The 20,715-nt window shown below is 64.4% G+C and carries 19 protein-coding genes and 3 tRNA genes; 9 read left to right on the top strand and 13 right to left on the bottom strand.

Translation table 11 applies throughout. From position 1 onward, the window contains the following. Positions 1-34: 34 nt before the first annotated feature. Positions 35-1,921 (bottom strand): tetratricopeptide repeat protein, encoded by a 1,887-nt coding sequence (locus KKQ75_RS05355; RefSeq protein WP_213360814.1) that lies wholly within the window; start codon positions 1,919-1,921, stop codon positions 35-37. A gap of 157 nt (positions 1,922-2,078) precedes the next feature. Here KKQ75_RS05355 and mutM point away from each other — a divergent pair, with 157 nt between their 5' ends. Then, on the top strand, positions 2,079-2,918 hold the full coding sequence (mutM, locus tag KKQ75_RS05350; protein WP_213360813.1) for a bifunctional DNA-formamidopyrimidine glycosylase/DNA-(apurinic or apyrimidinic site) lyase: 840 nt from the start codon (positions 2,079-2,081) through the stop codon (positions 2,916-2,918). Between the two features lies 1 nt (position 2,919). After that, positions 2,920-4,020, top strand: a complete 1,101-nt coding sequence (mutY, locus tag KKQ75_RS05345) for an A/G-specific adenine glycosylase (RefSeq protein WP_213360812.1) — start codon at positions 2,920-2,922, stop codon at positions 4,018-4,020. Between the two features lie 62 nt (positions 4,021-4,082). Here mutY and rapZ read toward each other — a convergent pair whose 3' ends face one another. The 3 genes from rapZ to KKQ75_RS05330 are packed head-to-tail and all read right to left on the bottom strand — an operon-like array spanning position 4,083 to position 7,599. Beyond that, on the bottom strand, positions 4,083-4,985 hold the full coding sequence (rapZ, locus tag KKQ75_RS05340) for an RNase adapter RapZ (protein ID WP_213360811.1): 903 nt from the start codon (positions 4,983-4,985) through the stop codon (positions 4,083-4,085). A gap of 23 nt (positions 4,986-5,008) precedes the next feature. Then, entirely contained in the window at positions 5,009-6,685 is a 1,677-nt protein-coding gene (gene recN, locus KKQ75_RS05335) for a DNA repair protein RecN (protein ID WP_213360810.1), read from the bottom strand. Positions 6,686-6,687: 2 nt separating this feature from the next. Further along, positions 6,688-7,599 (bottom strand): NAD kinase, encoded by a 912-nt coding sequence (locus KKQ75_RS05330; protein WP_213360808.1) that lies wholly within the window; start codon positions 7,597-7,599, stop codon positions 6,688-6,690. A 30-nt stretch (positions 7,600-7,629) separates the two neighbouring features. Here KKQ75_RS05330 and hrcA point away from each other — a divergent pair, with 30 nt between their 5' ends. Further along, positions 7,630-8,643, top strand: a complete 1,014-nt coding sequence (gene hrcA, locus KKQ75_RS05325; protein WP_213360806.1) for a heat-inducible transcriptional repressor HrcA — start codon at positions 7,630-7,632, stop codon at positions 8,641-8,643. Between the two features lie 51 nt (positions 8,644-8,694). Here the strand turns inward: hrcA and KKQ75_RS05320 are convergent. Both KKQ75_RS05320 and KKQ75_RS05315 read right to left on the bottom strand, forming a co-directional pair. After that, positions 8,695-8,772: transfer RNA gene (locus tag KKQ75_RS05320), tRNA-Arg, on the bottom strand. Between the two features lie 41 nt (positions 8,773-8,813). Beyond that, positions 8,814-8,891 (bottom strand) — tRNA-Arg (locus tag KKQ75_RS05315). Between the two features lie 290 nt (positions 8,892-9,181). Here KKQ75_RS05315 and KKQ75_RS05310 point away from each other — a divergent pair. The 6 genes from KKQ75_RS05310 to KKQ75_RS05285 all read left to right on the top strand — a co-directional run bounded on the left by KKQ75_RS05310 (position 9,182) and on the right by KKQ75_RS05285 (position 13,184). Next, a complete protein-coding gene (locus KKQ75_RS05310; protein WP_250131009.1) occupies positions 9,182-9,472 on the top strand; it encodes a c-type cytochrome in 291 nt (96 codons plus the stop codon). Continuing rightward, complete coding sequence (locus KKQ75_RS05305) at positions 9,469-10,761, top strand: NAD(P)/FAD-dependent oxidoreductase (protein WP_213360804.1); 1,293 nt, start codon at positions 9,469-9,471, stop codon at positions 10,759-10,761. The genes KKQ75_RS05310 and KKQ75_RS05305 overlap by 4 nt, the downstream gene beginning before the upstream one ends. Positions 10,762-10,912: 151 nt before the next feature. Next, positions 10,913-12,250 carry an FAD-dependent oxidoreductase gene (locus tag KKQ75_RS05300; protein ID WP_213360802.1) on the top strand — a complete coding sequence of 446 codons (1,338 nt, stop codon included), beginning with the start codon at positions 10,913-10,915 and terminating at the stop codon, positions 12,248-12,250. Continuing rightward, the gene (locus tag KKQ75_RS05295; protein ID WP_213360801.1) at positions 12,234-12,725 is read left to right on the top strand and encodes a thiosulfate oxidation carrier protein SoxY; all 492 of its coding nucleotides are present in this window, start codon (positions 12,234-12,236) and stop codon (positions 12,723-12,725) included. Before KKQ75_RS05300 ends, KKQ75_RS05295 begins: the two co-directional genes overlap by 17 nt. Positions 12,726-12,738: 13 nt before the next feature. Next, complete coding sequence (locus KKQ75_RS05290) at positions 12,739-13,068, top strand: thiosulfate oxidation carrier complex protein SoxZ (RefSeq protein ID WP_213360800.1); 330 nt, start codon at positions 12,739-12,741, stop codon at positions 13,066-13,068. Positions 13,069-13,107: 39 nt separating this feature from the next. After that, positions 13,108-13,184 (top strand) — tRNA-Ile (locus KKQ75_RS05285). 3 nt (positions 13,185-13,187) lie between these two features. Here the strand turns inward: KKQ75_RS05285 and KKQ75_RS05280 are convergent. The 7 genes from KKQ75_RS05280 to prfA all read right to left on the bottom strand — a co-directional run bounded on the left by KKQ75_RS05280 (position 13,188) and on the right by prfA (position 20,674). Further along, a complete protein-coding gene (locus KKQ75_RS05280) occupies positions 13,188-14,489 on the bottom strand; it encodes a hemolysin family protein (protein WP_213360799.1) in 1,302 nt (433 codons plus the stop codon). A 106-nt stretch (positions 14,490-14,595) separates the two neighbouring features. Next, positions 14,596-14,913 (bottom strand): Grx4 family monothiol glutaredoxin, encoded by a 318-nt coding sequence (gene grxD / locus KKQ75_RS05275; protein WP_213360798.1) that lies wholly within the window; start codon positions 14,911-14,913, stop codon positions 14,596-14,598. Positions 14,914-15,047: 134 nt separating this feature from the next. Further along, positions 15,048-15,935 (bottom strand): peptide chain release factor N(5)-glutamine methyltransferase, encoded by an 888-nt coding sequence (gene prmC, locus KKQ75_RS05270; protein WP_213360797.1) that lies wholly within the window; start codon positions 15,933-15,935, stop codon positions 15,048-15,050. Between the two features lie 42 nt (positions 15,936-15,977). After that, positions 15,978-17,594, bottom strand: a complete 1,617-nt coding sequence (locus tag KKQ75_RS05265; RefSeq protein WP_284069725.1) for a DHA2 family efflux MFS transporter permease subunit — start codon at positions 17,592-17,594, stop codon at positions 15,978-15,980. Positions 17,595-17,597: 3 nt separating this feature from the next. Then, positions 17,598-18,860: an HlyD family efflux transporter periplasmic adaptor subunit gene (locus KKQ75_RS05260; protein WP_213360796.1), complete on the bottom strand. Its 1,263-nt coding sequence runs from the start codon at positions 18,858-18,860 to the stop codon at positions 17,598-17,600. Between the two features lie 101 nt (positions 18,861-18,961). Beyond that, the gene (locus tag KKQ75_RS05255) at positions 18,962-19,447 is read right to left on the bottom strand and encodes a MarR family winged helix-turn-helix transcriptional regulator (RefSeq protein ID WP_213360794.1); all 486 of its coding nucleotides are present in this window, start codon (positions 19,445-19,447) and stop codon (positions 18,962-18,964) included. Positions 19,448-19,570: 123 nt separating this feature from the next. Then, entirely contained in the window at positions 19,571-20,674 is a 1,104-nt protein-coding gene (prfA, locus tag KKQ75_RS05250; RefSeq protein ID WP_213360793.1) for a peptide chain release factor 1, read from the bottom strand. Between the last annotated feature and the right edge of the window lie 41 nt (positions 20,675-20,715).

The raw sequence follows: 20,715 nt of genomic DNA, 5'->3' as shown, positions 1-20,715 counted from the left end.
AAAAATCAGTGATTAAACAGGGGGCAGGGCGGTTTCATGGTGCCGGCTTCACGCCGAACTCCTGCATGGTGCGCAGCAGCACCTCGTCCTTGGCGTCGAGCTTTAGGCCTTCCTGCCAGATGGCGCGCGCCTTGGTCTGGTCGCCCAGCTTCCAGAGCACTTCGCCCAGGTGGGCGGCGATTTCGGCATTGGGCTCGTTGTCGAAGGCCTTTTCCAGCCAGCGGCGGGCTTCCTTCAGGCGGCCGAGCTTGTATTCGGCCCAGCCCATGCTGTCCTGGACGGCACCGCTGTTGGGCATCAGTTCCAGTGCGCGTGCAATCAGCGTGCGTGCTTCTTCCAGCCGCTCGCCACGTTCGACCAGAGAATAGCCGAGGGCGTTGTAGGCGGCCGGGGTATCCGGGCTCAGGGTGATGACCTTGCGCAGGTCGGCTTCGGCGCCGGCCCGGTTGCCCAGGCGCTCGCGGATCATGCCGCGGGCATAGAGCAGTTCTGCGTTGTCGGCATCTTCGGCCAGGGCGGTGCCCAGAACCTTTTCCGCGGGAGCCAGCTTGTCGGCAGTCTCGAGGATCTGCACTTGCACCAGCGCCTTGAGCGAGCGTTCCTTCACGCTGTCGCCCGGCAGGGCGTTGACCAGTTGCAGGGCCTGCTCTGGCTTGCCCTGGTTGTTGAGTGCTTCGGCGCGCTGCAGGATGGCGGCGTTGCGTGCAGCGGGAGACTGGATGCGCTTGAGCCAGTTGGCTGCGGCAGCTGCGTCGTTGCGCTGGTCGGCGATTTCGGCCAGCATCAGATAGGCCTGCACGTCGCTGCCGGCAGAGGCCATGCCCAGCAGCGAGGGGGTTTCGCCGTGCGGCTGAATGCTGTCATCCACCCTGCGCAGGGTGAGGTAGCGCTGCAGCGAGCTTTCGGCTGCCTTGTATTGCCTGGTCTGCAGCTGGACGCCGCCTTGCAGCAGCCAGCCCATGGCGTAGCCGGGATGCTTGCGCAGCAGCTCCTTCAGCTGGGTGAGGCTGTCATCGTAGCGGCGAGACTCGATCAGCACCTTGGCGTAGCTGATGCGCAGTTCCTGTGACACATCGGCCTGACGCACGGCCTGGCGTACGAATTCTTCCGCGTGGCTGGCGGCGTAGGGGGTGGTGGTGCGCGAGAGGCGCATCACATCGAGCGCCACCAGGGCAGGCAACTCGTGGTTGGGGAGCACGGTGCCCAGCCGCTCGGCAGGAACCTGGGCGGCGCGCGCCTTCTCCAGCGAATCCATGGCCTGTGCATACTGGCGCGCGGTCAGTTGCATGCGCGCCAGGCTGATGTTGGTGACAAAGGCCGTGGCAGGCTGTTCGGCCCAGGTCTGCAGCACCGGCTCCACGGTGCGCAATACCAGTTCCTGGTTGTGGATTTCGCCGTACAGCACCGGGGTGGCGTGGATCAGCTTGAGGCGCCGCTCGGGTGGGGCATTGTTCAGGGCCTGGGCCAGCGGACCGGCGCTTTCCTCGATACGGCCGAGCAGCAGCAGGATCTGCAACTGGTAGTTGCTGGCTTCGGAATCGGAGGGCTTGAGCTTTTGCCAGGCCTGCACGGCACGCAGCGCGGCATCCGGCGAGCGTGCCTGGATGGCGACCTCGGCAGCGCGTGCATAGAGCCGGGTATCGCCGCTGCGGCGCGCTGCCTCCATCAGGTAGGCGTAGGACTTGCCAGGCTCGCGGCTCTGGTAATACAGCTCGCCAACCAGTGCATCGTAGAGCGCGGTGGAATTGAGGATGATGGTGTCGAGTGCCGCATCCTGCCGAATCCGGCGGTCGGCGTCGACCTGCGTGTTGGTGCGCTCGGGCGACAGGGCGGCAGGCCGTGCCGGGGCTGCGACCACCGGCTGGCTGGAAAGCGTTGCCAGGCCAAGGGCCAGGCTGAGGGCAATGGGCGAGAGGCGCAAGGTGTTGTCCTGAAAGTAAGCTCTGCCGCTTGCCCCTGCAGGGCAAGGCGGACGACCGTCCCATGGATAATAAAGGAACTTGGACGCAAGGCCTGCGCAGTGGGGGATGCGTCCGTATGCAGTTGCAACCGTGGGGCCGCCGTGCCGAGGAGTTTTCTTGCCTGAATTGCCCGAAGTCGAAGTCACGCGACGCAGTTTCGTCGACCGCATCCGAGGGGCGCGCGTTGCCGGCGTGCACATGGGCAAGCCCTTGCGCTGGCCGCTGGGCGCCGAGCCGGAAGTGCTGCTCGGCCAGGAGGTGCAGGATGTGCGCCGCCGCGGCAAGTACCTGCTGCTGGATCTGAGTGGCGGATTGCTGATGGTGCATCTGGGCATGTCGGGCAGTCTGCGCTTCGATACGCTGTTGCCGCCGCCAGGCGTGCATGACCATTTCGAGATGGATACCAGCCTGGGCCTGCTGCGGCTGAATGATCCGCGTCGTTTCGGTGCCGTGATGTACATGCAGGCCGAGAGCGATCCGCGCGCGCAGAAGCTGCTGGCACACCTGGGGGCCGAGCCCCTGGACGATGCCTTCGACCTGCCGTACTTTGCCGCCCGGCTCAAGGTGCGCAGCGCGCCGATCAAGCAGGTGCTGCTGGCGGGGGATGTGGTGGTTGGCGTGGGCAATATCTATGCGTCCGAAGCGCTGTTTAGGGCGCGTATCGATCCGACCACGCCCGCGCGTGCGCTGACGCGGCCGCAGGTGGAGCGACTCTGGGCAGCGATCCGCTACATCATCGAGTGGGCGATCGACGAGGGCGGCAGTACCTTGCGCGACTTTTCCAGCGCGGAAGGGCGCAACGGCTATTTCCAGCTGCAGGCCATGGTGTACGACCGGGCCGGCCAGCCCTGCCGCGAATGCGGCACGCCGATCCGCATGCTGCGCCAGGGACAGCGTTCCACCTACGTCTGTCCGCGCTGCCAGAAGATGCCGGCCTCGCGCTTCAAGGGGGCGTGAGATGGCGGAATCCTTGGGGGGTGTGTTCTTCGAGCGGCTGGTGCAATGGCAGCGCCGCCACGGCCGCCACGGCTTGCCCTGGCAGCAGACGCGCGACCCCTATCGGGTCTGGCTGTCGGAAGTGATGCTGCAGCAGACCCAGGTGGTGACGGTACTGGGCTATTACGAGCGTTTCCTGCAGGCCTTTCCGGATGTGCAGGCGCTGGCGCAGGCACATCAGGACGAGGTGCTGGCCTTGTGGAGCGGGCTGGGCTACTACAGCCGGGCGCGCAACCTGTTGCGCTGTGCGCAGGAGGTGTGCGGCACGCATGGGGGCGAGTTTCCGCGCAGCAGTGCGGAGCTGGCGACGCTGCCGGGCATCGGGCCTTCCACGGCGGCTGCGATTGCAGCGTTCTGTTTTGGCGAGCGCAGTTCCATCCTGGATGCCAATGTGCAGCGCGTGCTCAGCCGCGTGCTTGGGTTTGGCGAGGATTTGTCCGGCGTAAGGGCGGTGCGCGCCTTGTGGCAGCGGGCCAACGCGCTGATTCCGGGTGATGCGGGGCCGGATGCGATGTCTGCCTACACCCAGGGCCTGATGGATCTGGGCGCTACCATCTGCGCGCCGCGCCAGCCGGCCTGCGCCGCCTGTCCGATGCAGGACATCTGCGTGGCGGCGGGGCAGGGCACGCAGCTGGTTTATCCGGTGCGCAGCAGCAAGCTCAAGCGCTCTGCCGAGAACTGGTGGATGCTGGTGCTGCACTCACCGCAGGGCATCTGGCTGCAGCGCAGGCCGCTTCAGGGCATCTGGGCCGGCCTGCATTGCGTGCCGCTGTTCGCGGACGAGTCGGCATTGCAACAGGCGGTGGCAGGGAGCGCGGCAAGGCTGCAGCATCTGCCGGCATTCAAGCATGTGCTGACGCACAAGGATCTCTATCTGCACCCCGTCGTGCTGGAATTGCAGGGCAACGTGGTGGCAGAGCCTGCGCCAGCCGTTCCCTTTGCTGGACTGGAGGGCCGCTGGATTGCCGATTGGGAGACGGTGGGCCTGCCGGCACCATTGCGCAAATGGCTGAAGGCACAGCAGGAGGCAACAGCGCCCGGCACCCGCGAGCTATGGGATTGAGCGTATAGCCTGGTCGAGTGGCCTGAACGCAGGGTGCCTGTCTTTCGGCAGGCAGCTTCGCGTCAGACCGCCTCCATCTCCCGGTGCCGCTTGATGCACACCCACTCGTCCTTGAAGTCGTTGTAGAGCTGCTCCACCAGATAGACCGAGCGGTGCTGGCCGCCGGTACAGCCCACCGCGACCGTCACATAGCTGCGATGGTCGTTGGACAGCTCGGGCAGCCAGTGCTGCAGGAATTCGCGGATGTGCTGGCGCATCAGCGTGACCGCGGGCTGCTGCTGCAGGAAGTCGATCACGGGCGCATCCCGGCCGGTCAGGTCGCGCATGCCGGGCTCGTAATGCGGGTTGGGCAGCATGCGCACGTCAAACACATAGTCGGCATCGGTTGGCACACCGCGCTTGAAGGCGAAGGATTCGAACACCAGCGTGAGCTGGCTGTGCTGCACGGCCAGCAGACTCTTGATCTGGCTGCGCAGCTGCGAGGCGCGCGTCATGGTGGTGTCGATCACCTCGGCCTGTTCGCGGTAGGCGGCGAGCAGCAGGCGTTCCTGGGCGATGGCGTCGCGCAGGTCGTGCACCTGATCGTGCGTGCTGACCTTGGTGAGCGGATGCTTGCGGCGTGTTTCGGAGAAGCGGCGCACCAGGGTTTCGTCGCTCGCGTCCAGGAACAGCGGCGTCACGTGGATGCCGCTGTGGCGCAAGGCGTTGATCTGTACCGGAATCAGTGGCAGCGAGGTGGCGCTGCGCGCGTCCATGGCGATGGCGATCTTGTTGCCGTCCTTGGTTTTCTCGACCTCGATGAATGGCAGCAGCAACTCCGGAGGCAGGTTGTCGACGCAGTAGAAACCGGCATCTTCCAGTGCGTGCAGCGCAATCGACTTGCCGGAGCCGGACATGCCGCTGATGATGACCAGATGGATATCGGTCTGCGGCTCGGGGGCGATCAGGGCGGAGGTCTCGGTCATGTCGCTTCCAGTGATCGGATGCATTACGCGGGCGTGCGGGATCGGGCCTTGAGCAGCATTTCGCCGGCGTGGGCCAAGGTGGTGGACGATTCGGCGTCACCGCCCAGCATGCGGGCGATTTCGTGCAGGCGTTCGTTTTCGGCCAGCATTTCGGCGCTGCTGACGGTGGCGGGCTGCGTGCCGCCCGCGGTCTTGAACACGCGCAGATGGTGGTTGGCACACGCGGCTACCTGCGGCAGGTGGGTGACGGCCAGTACTTGCCGGTCCTGCCCCAGTTGCTGCATCAGCTGGCCTACGGTGTGCGCGACCTTGCCGCCCACGCCGGCATCCACTTCATCGAAGATCAGCGTGGGCGCCGTGCCCAGCTGGCTGGTGGTGACGGCAATGGCCAGTGCGATGCGGGACAGTTCGCCGCCGGAGGCCACCTTGGCGATGGGCCGCGGCGTGCTGCCCGCATGGCCGGCCACCAGGAAATCGATGGCATCGGCGCCGCTGCTGCCGGCTTGCGCAGCCGGGGCAACGTCCACCACAAAGCGGCCGCCCTGCATGCCGAGCTGCTGCATGGCACTGGTGATGCTTTCGCCCAACTGGTCTGCCGCCTGCTTGCGCAGGCCGGTCAGGCGTGTGGCTTCCTTCCGATAGGCGGCGCTGGCCCCCTGTTCGGCTTGCTGCAGGGCCTCCAGATCCTCGGCGGCATCCAGCGCCTGCAGCTGCTGCTGCCAGCCGGTCCAGGTGGCGGCCAGTTCTTCTGGTTGCACGCGGAAACGCCGTGCCAGCGAGATCCAGCCGGACATGCGCTGGTCCAGCTGGGCCAGGCGGTCCGGGTCGAGTTCGGTGCGGTGCAGATAGGCGTGCAGGCCACGCTGGGCCTCTTCCAGCTGGGTCTGGCTGCTGGCGAGCAGGGCAGTCCATTCGGCAAAGGCCGGCTCGATATGCTCCTGCTCCTGCAGTGCGTGCACGGCGGTGTGCAGGGTGTCGAGCAGACCGTGCTGTTCACCTTCCAGTGCCTGCAGGGCGGTGCCTGCGGCATCCAGCAACTGCTGGGCATGGGCCAGGCGCTGGTGTTCGCTGTTGAGTTCGGGCCATTCATCGGCCTGGGGGCCGAGCTTGTCGACTTCGGCGACCTGCCACTGCAGGCGCTCGCGTTCCTGCTGGCGCTGTTCCTGGCCCTGGGTGGCCTGCTCCAGCTGCTCGCGGGCAGTTTGCCATTGCTGCCAGAGCGTGCGGATGGCCGTGGTGTCAATGCGGCCGTAGCCGTCGAGCAGGGCGCGTGTGCTTGCCGGCTGCATCAGGCTTTGCCAGGCGTGCTGGCCGTGGATGTCCACCAGCAGGGTGCCCAGCGCACGCAACTGCGTGGCGGTGGCGGGCGTGCCGTTGATCCAGCCGCGGCTCTTGCCCTGGCTGTCAACCACGCGGCGCAGCAGCAGGCCTTCTTCGGCATCCGCCTCGATGCCGTATTCGTCCAGCAGAGGTGCCAGCGCAGGGGTGATGTCGAAATGTGCAGTGATGTCGGTGCGATTGCAGCCTTCGCGCACGAAGCCGGCATCGGCACGGGCGCCCATCACCAGTTGCAGGGCGTCCACCAGAATGGATTTGCCCGCGCCGGTCTCGCCTGTGAGCGCGGTAAAGCCGTTGTGAACGTCCAGATCCAGAGCCTGCACGATCACGAAATCCTGCAGGGCAATACGCCGTAGCGCCATGGTCAGTTGCTCCCGCTGTTCCAGTGCAGCTTTTCGCGCAGGGTGTCGAAATAGTTCCAGCCACGCGGGTGCAGGAACAGAGCTTCGTGATCCGAGCGGCGCACCACCACGCGATCGCCGGATTGCAGCGAGGAAAGCGATTGCGTGTCGAAGTTGGCGCTGGCCTTGCGGCCGGAGACCACCTCGATGCTGATTTCGCTCGAATCACTGAGCACAATGGGGCGGTTGGAGAGGGTGTGCGGGGCAATCGGCACCAGCACCCATCCGGCCACCGACGGGTGCAGCAGCGGACCACCGGCCGACAGCGAATAGGCCGTGGAGCCGGTGGAGGTGGACACGATCAGACCGTCGGCGCGCTGGTTGGACACGAAATGCCCGTCGACCTCGATGCGCAGTTCCACCATGCCCGCCGTGCTGCCGCGGTTGATCACCACGTCATTGAAGGCAATCGCCTCGAACACGGTGCTTTCGCCACGCTTGACCTGGCCCAGCATCATGCTGCGGTGGTCTTCGATGTATTCGCCGCGCAGCATGGGGGGCAGGGTTTCACAGATGCGGCCCAGGGGAATGTCAGTAATAAAGCCTAGGCGTCCTTGGTTGATGCCAATGAGCGGCACCTTGGCAGGAGCCAGCGTGCGCGCAGCGCCGAGCATGGTACCGTCGCCGCCCACCACCACGGCCAGATCGCACTGTTCGCCGATCTCGACCATCTCCAGCGAGGGGTAGCGGGCATTGAGGCCGGTCATCTCGGCCGCGCGGAATTCCATGGCCACCTGGCAGCCGTTGCGTTCCAGACATTCGGCCACGGCCAGCATGATTTCGGGGGGAGTGCCTTCGGAATGAGAAGCCTGCTGCAGGTTATTGCTTTGCAGGAATTTTCCAATCAGTCCGACGTGGTGAAATTGGGGCTTCATACTTACATTAGATCATTAAAATGTGACGCCATGCTCGACGATCGTGCCAAGTTGCTGCTCAAGACCCTGGTCGACCGCTACATCGCGGACGGCCAGCCCGTGGGTTCCCGTACGCTCTCGCAAACCGCGGGGCTGGAACTGTCGCCGGCCACCATCCGCAACGTGATGGCGGACCTTGAAAACCTGGGCCTGATCGCCAGCCCCCATACCTCCGCAGGGCGCATCCCGACGGCGCGCGGCTACCGGCTGTTTGTGGACACCATGCTCACGGCCGATCCGGCGCATCTGTCCGTTTCCATGCCCACGCTCGCCCTGCCGCCCGAGCAGCCGCAGAAGGTCATCGCCAATGCTGCCAACATGCTGTCGAGCCTGTCGCAGTTCGTGGGCGTGGTGATGAGCCCGCGGCGCGGGTCCGTCTTTCGGCATATCGAATTCCTGCGCCTGTCGGAAAAACGGGTGCTGGTGATCATCGTCTCGCCGGAAGGGGATGTGCAGAATCGCGTCCTGTTTACCGAAACCGATTTCGACCAGAGCCAGCTGGTGGAAGCCGCCAATTATCTGAACGCACATTACAGCGGGCTTGCACTGGAGCAGGTGAGCGTGCGCCTGAAGGACGAGGTGGAAACCCTGCGTGGTGAAATTGCCGCGCTGATGCAGGCCGCCATCGCGGCCAGCACCGAGGCCATGCAGGAGCATGAGCAGGATGTGGTGATTGCAGGGGAGCGCAACCTGCTGTCTGTGAGCGATTTTTCCAGCGACATGTCGCAGTTGCGCCGCGCGTTTGACCTGTTCGAGCAGAAGACCACACTGATGCGTCTGCTGGACGAATCGAGCCAGGCGGCGGGCGTGCATATCTACATCGGCGGCGAGAGCCAGGTGGTGCCGGTGGAGGAGCTCTCGGTGGTGAGTGCGCCTTACAGCGTGGATGGCACGGTGGTGGGCACGCTGGGAGTGATCGGGCCGGTGCGCATGCCGTATCAGCGCATGGTGGAGATTGTGGACATCGCTTCACGGCTGGTGAGCAATGCGCTGAGCCAGCGCTGAGCGGAAAAAACAAAAACGCCTTGCATTGCTGCAAGGCGTTTCTGAACTTTCTGGCGCGACTGGCAGGATTCGAACCCACGACCCCTTGGTTCGTAGCCAAGTACTCTAATCCAACTGAGCTACAGTCGCTGAAAGGAAAACAAAACGCCTGGATAGGCGTTCTGCAATGTTGGCGCGGCTGGCAGGATTCGAACCCACGACCCCTTGGTTCGTAGCCAAGTACTCTAATCCAACTGAGCTACAGCCGCTGAAGCATCGAAGTATAGCGTAGTTTTTGCGGTGGAGCCAGGATTTTTTAAAAAAACCACGCATAGAACGAACAGTTGGAAGGGCGTGGTTCCTCATGGCAAGACAGTTATGATCCCGACGCGGGCATACGGCTTGCAATCATCAGACAGGCTGCCGTCTTTGATCCGGCGGCCATCGCAGTTATCAGTCATGAGGTGTCCAGTTGGATCTGCATTCATCTCCCCCCCGGCGTGGAATAACGCCTTTCAAGCTTGCGCGCTACGGAAGCGCAAGTGTTCATATCGCGACCTTGCTGCTGGGCCTGGCGCCGGCTGCTGTGGTGATGGCGCAGCAACAGCCGCATTTGTCGTCCATGGCGGTTGCGGCAGCCACCTGTGCCAACTGTCATGGCACGGATGGCCGTTCGCCCGGAATCATCCCCTCCATCGCCGGTCAGCCGAAAGACAGGCTGTTGCAGCGTTTGCAGGATTTCAAGGCCGGCATTGATCCGCGTGCCACGGTGATGACGCGCCTGATGAAAGGCTACAGCGAGGACGAGTTGAGAGATCTCGCCGGATATTTTTCGGAGGTGCCCCGATGAAACCACATGACAACAGCATCTCCCGCCGCCAGGTTCTGGGCGGCATGGCGGCCGGTGGCATGCTGCTGGGCGCTCCTGCGCTGGTGCAGGCGCGCCAGGCATCTGCCCACGTGGTGGTGGTCGGAGGAGGCTTTGGCGGGGCAACGGCAGCGCGCTATCTGCGCCGCTACCATCCGGATGTGCAGATCACTCTGGTCGAGCCGGCGCAGCGCTTTTACACCTGCCCGTTTTCCAATCTGTACCTGGCGGGATTGCGCGAGTGGGACAGTCTCGGCCATGGCTTTGATGGCTTGCGCAAGCAGGGCATCGAGGTGGTGCACGCGAGCGCAGAGCAGCTTGATGCCAGGGGCAGGACGGTGAAGTTGTCCAACGGCAGTAGCCTGCGCTGGGACAAGCTGGTGCTGTCCCCCGGCGTGGACATGCAATGGAACAAGCTGCAGGGCTATGACCAGGCAGCCGCCGAGCATGCGCCACACGCCTGGAAGGCCGGTGCGCAGACGCAGTTGCTCAAGCGCCAATTGCAGGCCATGAAGGATGGTGGCACCTTCATCATGACGATTCCGGAGAATCCGTTCCGCTGCCCGCCCGGCCCGTATGAGCGTGCGGCCATGGTGGCGCACTATTTCAGGCAGCACAAGCCGAAGTCCAAGATCCTCCTGCTCGATGCCAAGACGGCGTTCTCCAAGCAGGCACTGTTCATGCAGGGCTGGAAGGCGCTGTACGGCAACATGATCGAATGGGTGGGGCAGGTGGACGATGGCGAGGTTGTGCGCGTGGATGCACGCCGGCGCGAGGTCGAGACGGCCTTTGGCCAGAAGCACCGGGCCGATGTGCTCAACGTCATTCCGCCGCAGAAGGCGGGCCTGATCGCAGAACGCGCCGGCGTGACCAACGCAAGCGGCTGGGTGCCGGTGCATGGAGGCACCTTCGAATCCAGCCAGGTGCAGGACGTGTTCGTAGTGGGCGATGCGAGCATTGCCGCTCCCATGCCGAAGTCGGGCTTTGCGGCCAATACGCAGGGCAAGCTGGTGGCAGCCGTGATTGCGGCGCAGCTGCGCGGCCAGGCGTTGCCACAGGCATCGTTTTCCAATACCTGCTACAGCCTGATCGGGCCGGATTACGGCATCTCCGTTGCCGGTGTCTACAAGGCCGAAGGAAGCCGGGTGGTCGAGGCACCGGATTCGGGGGGTGTGAGTCCGCTGGATGCAGACGCCCGTTTCCGCCGCATGGAGGCGCTGTACGGCCAAGGCTGGTACAGCGCCATTACCGGCGATATCTGGGGCGGATGATATCGAACCAAGGGTAAGTCCCTGATTTTTCAGGGTGCCAGGCCCGGGAGCCGGCTTCAATCTGGCTATGATCGGGGGCGACGAGCTTGCTGGCGGGGACTTGCCCTGTCGCCTTGTCACCCTTTTGTTGCATACACCTTCATTCTTTACTATGAAACGCAGAACCTTCATGGCTGCGCCGCCGGCTATTGCGCTGGGCGCCGCAGCGAGCACACCCTTGTCCGCACTGGCGGCTCCCGCCGTCCTGACTCCTGATACCCGCTTGCTGCCTCGCCATGCCAAGGGGCCGCGCATCGTCGTCTGTGGCGGCGGCTGGGGTGGGCTCACCGCTGCACGCTACCTGCGCCAGTGGGTTCCCAATGCCGATGTCGTGGTGCTGGAGCGCAACCCGACGTTCTGGTCCGGCCCCATGAGCAACAAGTGGCTGGTGGACATTGTCAACACCGATTTCGTGCACCACGACATGTCGCACGCGGCGAACAAGTATGGCTATCGCCTGATTCAGACCGAGGTCAGCGGCTTTGATCGCGCCAAGCGTATCGTGCGTACGGCGCATGGCCAGCTGGACTATGACTACCTGATCCTGGCCGGCGGTATCCGCGACAACTTCGAGGGCTGGCTGGGTGAAGACCGGGAAGCTATCGCCTATACCAGCCAGCGCTTCAACAGCGCCTACATCCCCAACGCCCGCATGCTGGCGCTGAAGAGCAGGGTGAAGAACTTCAAGCGCGGCACGCTGGTGATGACGTTGCCGCCGCCGCCGCACCGCTGCCCGCCGTCCCCCTACGAACGTGCCTGCCTGATTGCATGGCATATCAAGAAGAACAAAATTCCGGGCAAGATCGTGATTCTGGATCCCAAGCCCAAGATCGGACCGATCGGGGAGGGCTACCGCCAGGCGTTCGAGGAGTTGTATCCGGAGATCATCACGCATGTGCCGAATGCCGGCGTGAAGAGCCTGGATCCGTACAAGAAGCGCATTGTCACTGCGGCTGGCGAATATGACTTCGACGAGGCCATCCTGATGCCACAGCACCAGGCGGCCGACATGGTCTGGCATGCCGGCCTGATCGGCAAGACCGAGCAGGGCAAGCCGACAGGTTGGGCGGACATGGATCCGCGTTTCTACACGGCCCGCTCCGACGACCGCGTTTATTTCGTGGGCGACCTGATGGGTGCCATTTCGCCGCAGTTCGGCTACTACCCCAAGAGCGGGCACGTGGCCAACGCCATCGGCAAGATCGTGGCGCGTAACATCTCGGAGCGTGTGGCTGGCAAGGAAGTGGTGGCAAGGCTGCCGGACAACCTCTGCTACATGATGGTGAACGGCGATCCGCAGGAAGAAATTGCGGTCAAGTTCGAGTATGAGGTGGACAAGGCCAGCGGCCACGTGCACCAGACGCAGGTCGACATCGATGTGCGGACCACGGAGATGGTGAAGGAAGACTTTGCCTGGATCAAGGGGCGGTTTGATGACTTCCTGTTCTGAGCGCGGGCTGGCGATGCCGATGCGTCGCCAGCTGATGAAGGGCGCTGCGGCAGGGGCGGGGCTGGGCGTGCTGTCGCCGGTGTTGCTGGCGCAGAATGCGGATGCACCGGTGAGCCCGGCAGTGACTGCACTGGTGAATGACTTTCTCAAGGGCGGAAAGCCGCTGGGCGAAGGCCTGAAGCTGGGCCTTCCGGTGCTGGGCGACAACCCGTCCTCGGTGCCGATCAAGGTGAGCTTGACCTTGCCGATCGACGCAAGGAACTGGTGCGAGGAGCTGATACTGATTGCCGAGAGCAATCCGGTGCCGCTGGCGAGCCGCTTCCGGTTTTTCCCGGCCATGGGGACGGCTGAGGCGGCGGTTCGCCTGCGTCTGATTGCCTCGCAGAATATCCGCGCCCTGGCACGCATGAATGATGGCCGCGTGCTGATGGTGCGGCAGTTCATCCAGGTGGCACCCGGCAGCTGCGGGCTGTGAGAGAGGAGCAAGCATGATCAAACCCCCACGTATCTGGATCAGCAATGCGACCCCGGCCAAGGGCGAACGTGTGCGCGTGCGAGCGCAGGTGACGCATCGCATGGAAACGGGCCTGCGCAACGACGATGGCGGCAAGGCCATTCTGCGCAACATCGTGAACCGGTTCGAGGCATCGCTCGGTGGTCAGCCGCTGTTCGAATGGAACCCGCAGATCTCGGTGGCGATCGATCCCTACATCGAGTTCGTGTTCGTGGCGGACAAGTCCGGCACGCTGAACATGGTGTGGACCGATGACGCAGGCACTAAGCAGACCGCTGCGCGTGATGTGACAGTGGCTGGCTGAGGCGGCTGGCAGGTACAATATGCGGCTGCCTTGCGCTGCGGGCCGTTAGCTCAGTTGGTTAGAGCAGGGGACTCATAATCCCTTGGTCGCAGGTTCAAGTCCTGCACGGCCTACCAGATTCACACGCTATCTTGCAGGGTGGTGCGCGTCACCATCACCTGGTCAATCCGGTAGCTGTCCACGTCCATCACTTCGAACGTGAAATTCCCCACCGTCACCGTATCGGTCCGCTTGGGGATGCGGCGCAGCATCACCATCAGGAAGCCGGCCAGGGTTTCGTAGCTGTCGTCTTCCGGCAGGGTGTCGATGCCCAGGGCGCGCTGCACGTCGCCAATGGGTGTGATGCCGTCGATCAGCCAGGAACTGTCATCCCGGCGCACGATCATTTCCTCTTCGTCCATGGCCACCAGATCGCCCATCACCGTGCTCATCACGTCGTTGAGGGTGACCACGCCGACAACCATGCTGTATTCGTTGACCACCACGGCAAAGTCCTCGTGCACCTGGCGGAACTGTTCCAGCACTTCGGCCAGGGTCAGCTGCGCGGGCACCACCAGCACCTTGTGCAGCAGGGCGGGGTCGTGCAGGTCGATGGCTTCGTTCTTGAGGGCACGCTGGAACAGGTCCTTGGCATCCACATAGCCGATCACGTGGTCCAGGTCATCCTGCACCACGGGGTAGGTGGAGTAGGGCTCTTCGGTGATGCGGACGCGGATGATGGTGTCGGAGTCGTCGACATTGAACCAGGCGATGCGGTCGCGCGTGGTCATGGCGCTGGCCACGGTGATGCTGTCCAGTTCGAACACGTTTTCGATCACGCGCTGCTCGTTGCGCGCGAGCAGGCCCGATTGTGCGCCGGCTTCGGCCAGCGAGAGGATGTCGTCGGGCGTGACGCGGTCATCGCGCTGTGCCGGCATGCCCGATACGCGCAGCACCAGATCGGTGATGCGGCTATAGAACCACACGATGGGCTTGAGCAGCGCAACGCAGGCCTGCATGGGGCGGATCAGGCGCACGGCAAATTTTTCCGGCTGGCTCATGCCAATGCGCTTGGGCAGCAGGTCGGACAGCAGGATGAAGGCCGAGATGATCGCGATGAAGGAGAGGGCGGCGCTCAGGTGGCGCAGCACGACGGGATTGTTGATCCAGTACAGCGCATCGGCGATATAGGGGGAAAGACTGCCTTCCCCCACGATGCCGCCCAGGATGGCGACGGCGTTCTGCCCGATCTGGACGGCGGTGAAGTAATACCCAGGCTGTTCCTGCACATGCATGACAGTGTCTGCGCGGGGGTCTCCGTCATCGGCCATTTGCCGCAGGCGGACGCGGCGCGAAGCAGCCAGCGAGATTTCCGCCATGGAAAAGAAGGAGGAGGCCGCGATCAGGGCCAGCAGGATGACAAGACTCTGGGTAAAACTCATAAAGGTCCCGTTGGGTCGGACACCGGTGACCGCGGCGATGCGCCTGTGCCATCGCTCACTCCCTGCGGTCACCACGAAGCCGGGCAAGCGGCCCGGCAGGGGCAGATCAGCCCTGCAGCAGCTGTTGCAGCTCGCCGCTTTCGTACATCTCCATCATGATGTCGGAGCCGCCGATGAACTCGCCCTTGACGTAGAGCTGGGGAATGGTCGGCCAGTTGCTGTAGTCCTTGATGCCCTGGCGGATTTCGTCGTCTTCCAGCACGTTCACGGTCTGCACCGCCTTGGGGTCGACGCCGCAGGCCTTCAGGATCTGGATGGCACGGCCGGAGAAGCCGCACATGGGGAAGCTGGCGTTGCCCTTCATGAACAGCACGATGGGGCTGCCTTTGACCAGGGTGTCGATGCGTTGTTGGGTTTCGTTCATGGTGTATTCGCTGGGAAATCAGATGTTCGGAGATGGGCACAGCCAAGCATGGGCTGGCCCGAGTCGGTCAATTATCAGGGATATTGTGGCAATCTCCCCGTCTGCGAGGGGCAGACCTTGCTTGTTGCGGGGCTTCAGACGATGCTGGCCTGCTCTGGATCAAGCTGCGGGCTTGATGCAGCCCAGCGACCGCCGGTGCAGCGGGCAATACTGGCCAGATCCTGGCGTGATTGCACGGCTGCAAATCCTTGCTGGCGCAACAATGCCTGTACAGCTTCCGACTGGTCGTAGCCATGTTCGAGCAGCAGCCAGCCGCCCGGCTTGAGCCAGGCCGGGGCCTGCGCGATGATGGCGCGGATATCGTCCAGCCCGTCGATGCCGCTGGCCAGGGCAGACAGGGGTTCGTGCATCAGTGCCTGCAGATGCGGATCGTCAGCGCGGATGTAGGGCGGGTTGCTCACGATGAGGTCGAAGCGCGGAGTGGCTGGCGCGAAGGCCTGCAGCCAGCAGCCATGGGCAAACTGCACGGGAAGCTGCAGCTGTTCCGCATTGCTGCGGGCCACCGCCAGGGCATCGTCGCTGGCATCGCAGGCGAAAACCTGTGCGCCGGGGGCATGCGCGGCTATGGCGCAGGCAATGGCGCCGCTGCCGGTGCCCAGATCGGCAATGGCGGGGCTGGAGGCCAGGGAAGGCAGCAGCTCCAGCGCCCACTCCACCAGAATTTCCGTATCCGGACGCGGGTCGAGCACGCGGGCGTCCACCTGCAGCTCCAGGCCAAAGAACTCGCGCTGGCCGAGCAAATAGGCCATGGGCTCTCCGGCCAGGCGGCGCAGGCACAGGGCCTCCCAGCGCGCCTGCGTGGCCGTATCCAGCAGATCGTCGTCATGCGCCAGCAGCCAGGCGCGATCGCGGGGCGACTGTCCGAGCACATGCAGCAGCAGCATCTGGGCATCCAGGCGGGGCAATTGCTGCAGTTGCGCCTGGCGCAGGGCGTCGGCGATGGAAAGAGGGGGCTGGCTCATGGGCGGTAAAGCGGATGCTGGAACGAGGACACTATCTTAGTGTCAGTGCCCGCCATCGCCACCGCCGTGCTTGGCGCTGAAGGGAGGCTTGGTCATCCAGACCAGCGGAATCAGCAGCAGGAACAGCCAGCCAAGCACATGGAACAGCTCGTTGAACGAGATCTGGTAGGCCTGCTGGGTGATCAGTTGGTTGATCAGGGCGAGGCCGGGGGCGGGGTCGCCGCCGTTGGCCTGGCTCAGCTGTTCGAGGGTCTGCATGGCTTGCGGATTGGACGGGGAAATGTGCTCGGCCAGATGTGCATGATGCACCACTGCGCGTTTTTCCCAGACGTAAGTCGTGATGCTGGCCGAGAAACTGCCGCCCAGCGTGCGCAGGAAGGTGGACAGGCCGGAGCCGGCCGGAATTTCCTTCAGCGTGAGGTCGGACAGCAGGATCGTCATCATCGGCATGAAGAACAGTGCCACTCCCAGGCCCAGCAGGAATTGCGCCGCCGCGATGTGGAAGAAGTCGATCCCGATGAAGAAGCCCGAGCGGATGAAGGAGGTTACCGACATCACGATGAAGGCGCCGGTGGCGAGCAGACGCAGGTCGGTCTTGACGGCATATTTGCCGATGAAGGGCGTCAGCAGGATGGGCAGAATGCCGATCGGCGCTGCCGCCATGCCCGCCCAGATGCTGGTATAGCCGACAGTGCGCTGCAGCCACAGCGGCACCAGCAGGCCGATCGAAAAGAAGGCGGCATAGGCCACTACCAGCGCCGCCGTGCCGTTGCGGAAGTTGCGGTGGCGGAACAGGCGCAGATCCACGATGGGATCATCCTGCGTCAGCTCCCAGATCAGGAACACGAGCAGGCTGACTACCGACAAGGCGGTGAGCCAGATGATGGTGCCCGAGGCAAACCAGTCGTGCTCATTGCCGAGATCGAGCACCAGCTGCAGCGCGCCCACGCCCAGCACCAGCGTGAGCAGCCCGACATAGTCGATCTTCGGGCGCTCGGTGCTGGCTGCACGGGATCGCATTTGCCAGGCAACCACAAAACTGGAAAAAATACCAATCGGAACGTTGATGATGAAAATCCATTCCCAGGAATAGCTTTCCGTGATCCAGCCGCCCAGCAGCGGCCCGGCAATGGGTGCCACCACGGTCACCATCGCCAGGATGGCCATGGCCATGCCGCGTTTGGAGGGCGGGAACAGCGAGTACAGCAGCGATTGCGTGATGGGGTACATCGGCCCGGCTACTGCGCCCTGCAGCGCACGGAAGATGATCAGCTCCGTCATGTGGGTGGCAATGCCGCACAGGAAGGACGCGAGCGAAAACAGCAGGGTGGCCCAAATGAACAGGCGCACCTCGCCAAAGCGGCGTGTGAGAAAGCCCGTCAGCGGCAGGAAGATGGCATTGGAGACGGCAAACGAGGTAATCACCCAGGTACCCTGACTCATGCTCACCCCCAGGTTGCCGGCAATGGTCGGCAACGAGACGTTGGCAATGGTGGTGTCGAGCACCTGCATGAAGGTGGCCAGGCACAGCGCGAACACCGTCAGGCCGAAGTTGCGCGGCACGAAGGCGGGCGCATCGCCCCGGGCTGCCGCGGATAGGGCTGCCGGCTGTGCGGGCGGCGATGTGCCCTTCCCGGGCAGGGTGGTGGCTTCCGGCACGGATCAGCCTTTTTTGCCGGCGGTGCCGGGGCGGTTCTCCTGAATCACCTGGGCGATCAGGGCGTCGGCCTGCGCGTTGTAGCGGGCGTAAACGTCGGTGGTCTGGACCGCGCCGGGGGCGGGCTGCTGTGCCAGCAGCGGGCCGCTCTGGTTGTGAATGTCCACCTCCACCGTGGTGGACATGCCGAGCCGCAGCGGGTGTTGCTCCAGCTGCTGCGGCTGGTCCAGCGTGATGCGCACGGGGATGCGCTGCACGATCTTGATCCAGTTGCCGGTGGCATTCTGCGCCGGCAGCAGGGCGAAAACGCTGCCGGTGCCCACGCCCAGGCTGGCGACCTTGCCGGTGTAGCGCACCTTGCTGCCGTACAGGTCGGTTTCGATGGTGGCAGGCTGGCCGATGCGCATCTTGCGCAGTTGGGTTTCCTTGAAGTTGGCGTCGATCCACACATCCTGCAGCGGCACGATGGTCATCATTGCCTGGCCCGGCTGCACGCGCTGGCCGACCTGGGCCGTGCGGCGCGCCACATAGCCGTCGAGCGGACTCAGGATGGCGTTGCGCCGGCTGTTGAGGTAGGCGGCGCGCAGCTGTGCGGCGGCAACTTCCACGGCCGGCTGGGTGCTCAGCTCGGTGCCGGCCACCAGCACACGGCGGGCGTCATATTGCTGGCGGGCTGCGTTGTAGGCGGCCTGAGCGGCTGCCAGGGACTGGCGGGCGTGGTCCACTTCCTCGCTGGAAACGGCGCCGGTCCTGGCCAGCGTCACGCGGCGTTCATAGTCGCTGCGCGCCGTCGACAGGGCCTGTGCGCGTGCGGCGAGGTCGCTCTGTGCGCTGTTGGCCTGGTTGAACAGCCCGTGCGATTGCCGCACGGCATTGGCCAGGGCAGACTTGGCCTGCGCCAGCGCCACGGCGGTGTCGGTGGGGTCCAGTTCGGCCAGCACGTCGCCCGCCTGCACCTTATCGCCATCGCGCACCTTCACGCTCACCAGCGTGCCGGGGATCTGGCTATTGATCTGTGCCATGTCGCCGGCGACATAGGCGTCATCCGTGCTTTCGTTCCACTCGCCCACCAGCAGATACCAGGCGATGGCCGCACCTGCGGCCAGCAGCACGAACAGCGTGAGCAGCGTCAACGCGCGGCGGCGCTTCTGCTCGCGCGAGAGTCTGGTTCCGGGCGGCTTGTGGTCGGGGTCGAGATGGATGTGTCGCGGTGATGCTGCGGCATCGGGAATGGTCGCTGCGGAAGCGGCGCTGGAAGAGTGGGTCATGATAAGACGGGGAAAAGGGACAAGGGCGGTACTGCCTGAGGGCCTTGCATGCACTGCCGCCCGGCAGAAGGCGCGCCCGGGCGGCGTTTCACGGCGGCATCTCAGCCTGAACTGGGCGGGTGCGCCTGCAAGCCCTGCAGCATGCGCTGCAGGAAGTCCATCACCCGGTAGCGTTCATCCTCGTCAAAGTCCTGCAACATGCGCTCCATCACCTGCATGCGCAGGCCGTAGAGCATGCGATAGGTGTCGCGGCCCCGTGCAGTCAGGGCGATCCGAAGCGCGCGGCGGTCCGTCTCATGCGGATGGCGCTCCACCAGCTGTTTTTTCACCAACTGGTCCACCAGACGCGTCAGGGCGCCGGGGTCGTGGCCGATGGCACGTGCAAGCTCTCCGGCAGTCAGGCTGTCGTGATTGCCCAGGCGCAACAGCACCTGCACCTGGCTCATGCGCAAGCCGGAGTCGCCGCGTGCCAGCTCCCTCTCTATCGCTTCGGACAGGCCGTTGCGCAGCAGGAACAGGGTGCTGCCCAGCAATTCGGCCTGCTGGGGAGAAACGGGTTGGCGCCGCGCGGGGGAAGAAGGCTGCATTTGTTGCTGATTCAATAATTGCTTTGGCAAGTATTGTTGCGGCAAACACAAGCGCACGTCAACAGGGATTTGCATGCCTGATTCGGGGGCAAGGGGGCTGGCTTGCCGGCGCAGGGCGGCTGGTCAGCCGTTGACTTCCAGCTCCGCCAGCTGCTCCGCATCGCGCGCATGGCGCAGCGCCTGCAGCACTTCCGACAGGTCGCCCTCCATGATGTAGCCCAGCTTGTACAGCGTCAGGTTGATGCGGTGATCCGTCAGCCGGCCCTGGGGGAAGTTGTAGGTGCGGATGCGGTCGCTGCGGTCACCGCTGCCGACCAGTCCCTTGCGCATGGCGGCTTCCCTGGCGGCGCGTTCGCTGCGCTCCTTCTCCTGGATGCGCGCCTGCAGTACCTGCAGGGCCTTGGCCTTGTTGCTGTGCTGGCTGCGGCCGTCCTGGCATTCGGCCACGATGCCGGTCGGCAGGTGCACCACGCGCACGGCCGAGTCGGTCTTGTTGATGTGCTGGCCGCCGGCACCGCTGGCGCGGAAGGTGTCGATGCGCAGGTCGGCCGGATTGATCGTGATGGCCTGCGCGGGATCGGGCTCCGGCATCACGGCCACCGTGCAGGCGCTGGTATGGATGCGGCCCTGCGATTCGGTCACCGGAACCCGCTGTACGCGATGGCCTCCGGATTCGAACATCAGCGTGCCGTAGACGCCCTGGTGCGTATCGCTGCTGTCCGGACCCTCCATGCGCAGCACGATTTCCTTGTAGCCGCCCAGTTCGGCCGGCGATTCGCTCATGGTTTCCACACGCCAGCCCTGCGATTCGGCATAGCGCGTGTACATGCGCGCCAGATCGCCGGCAAACAGGGCGGATTCGTCGCCGCCGGTGCCGGCGCGGATTTCCACATAGGCCGGTCGGTCGGCATCGGGGTCCTTGGGCAGCAGCAGGCGCTGCAGCTCGTCTTCCAGCTTTGCCAGCTCGGCTTCACCACCGCTGATTTCCTCCTCGGCCATCTCGGCCATGTCCGGGTCGTCCAGCATGTCGCGCGCGGCGGCCATATCCGCCTCCACCTGGCGGTAACGCGTGAAACGGCCGGCGATCTGCCCGATCTCGTTGTGCTCGCGCGAGAGCGCGAGAAACTGTGCCATGTCCTGCATGATGTCTTCGCGGCTGAGCAGGAAATCCAGCTCGTGCAGGCGTTCGGCGTAGCGGGCGAGCTGGTTGCGGAGAAACGGTTTCATGCGGATGGGGCTGGGCGGGAAGGGGGCGAACGGGCGCGCTG

It is taken from the genome of Brachymonas denitrificans, from assembly GCF_907163135.1.
GTDB classification, from domain to species: domain Bacteria; phylum Pseudomonadota; class Gammaproteobacteria; order Burkholderiales; family Burkholderiaceae_C; genus Brachymonas; species Brachymonas denitrificans_A.
This window is presented reverse-complemented; position numbering and strand designations above follow the sequence as displayed.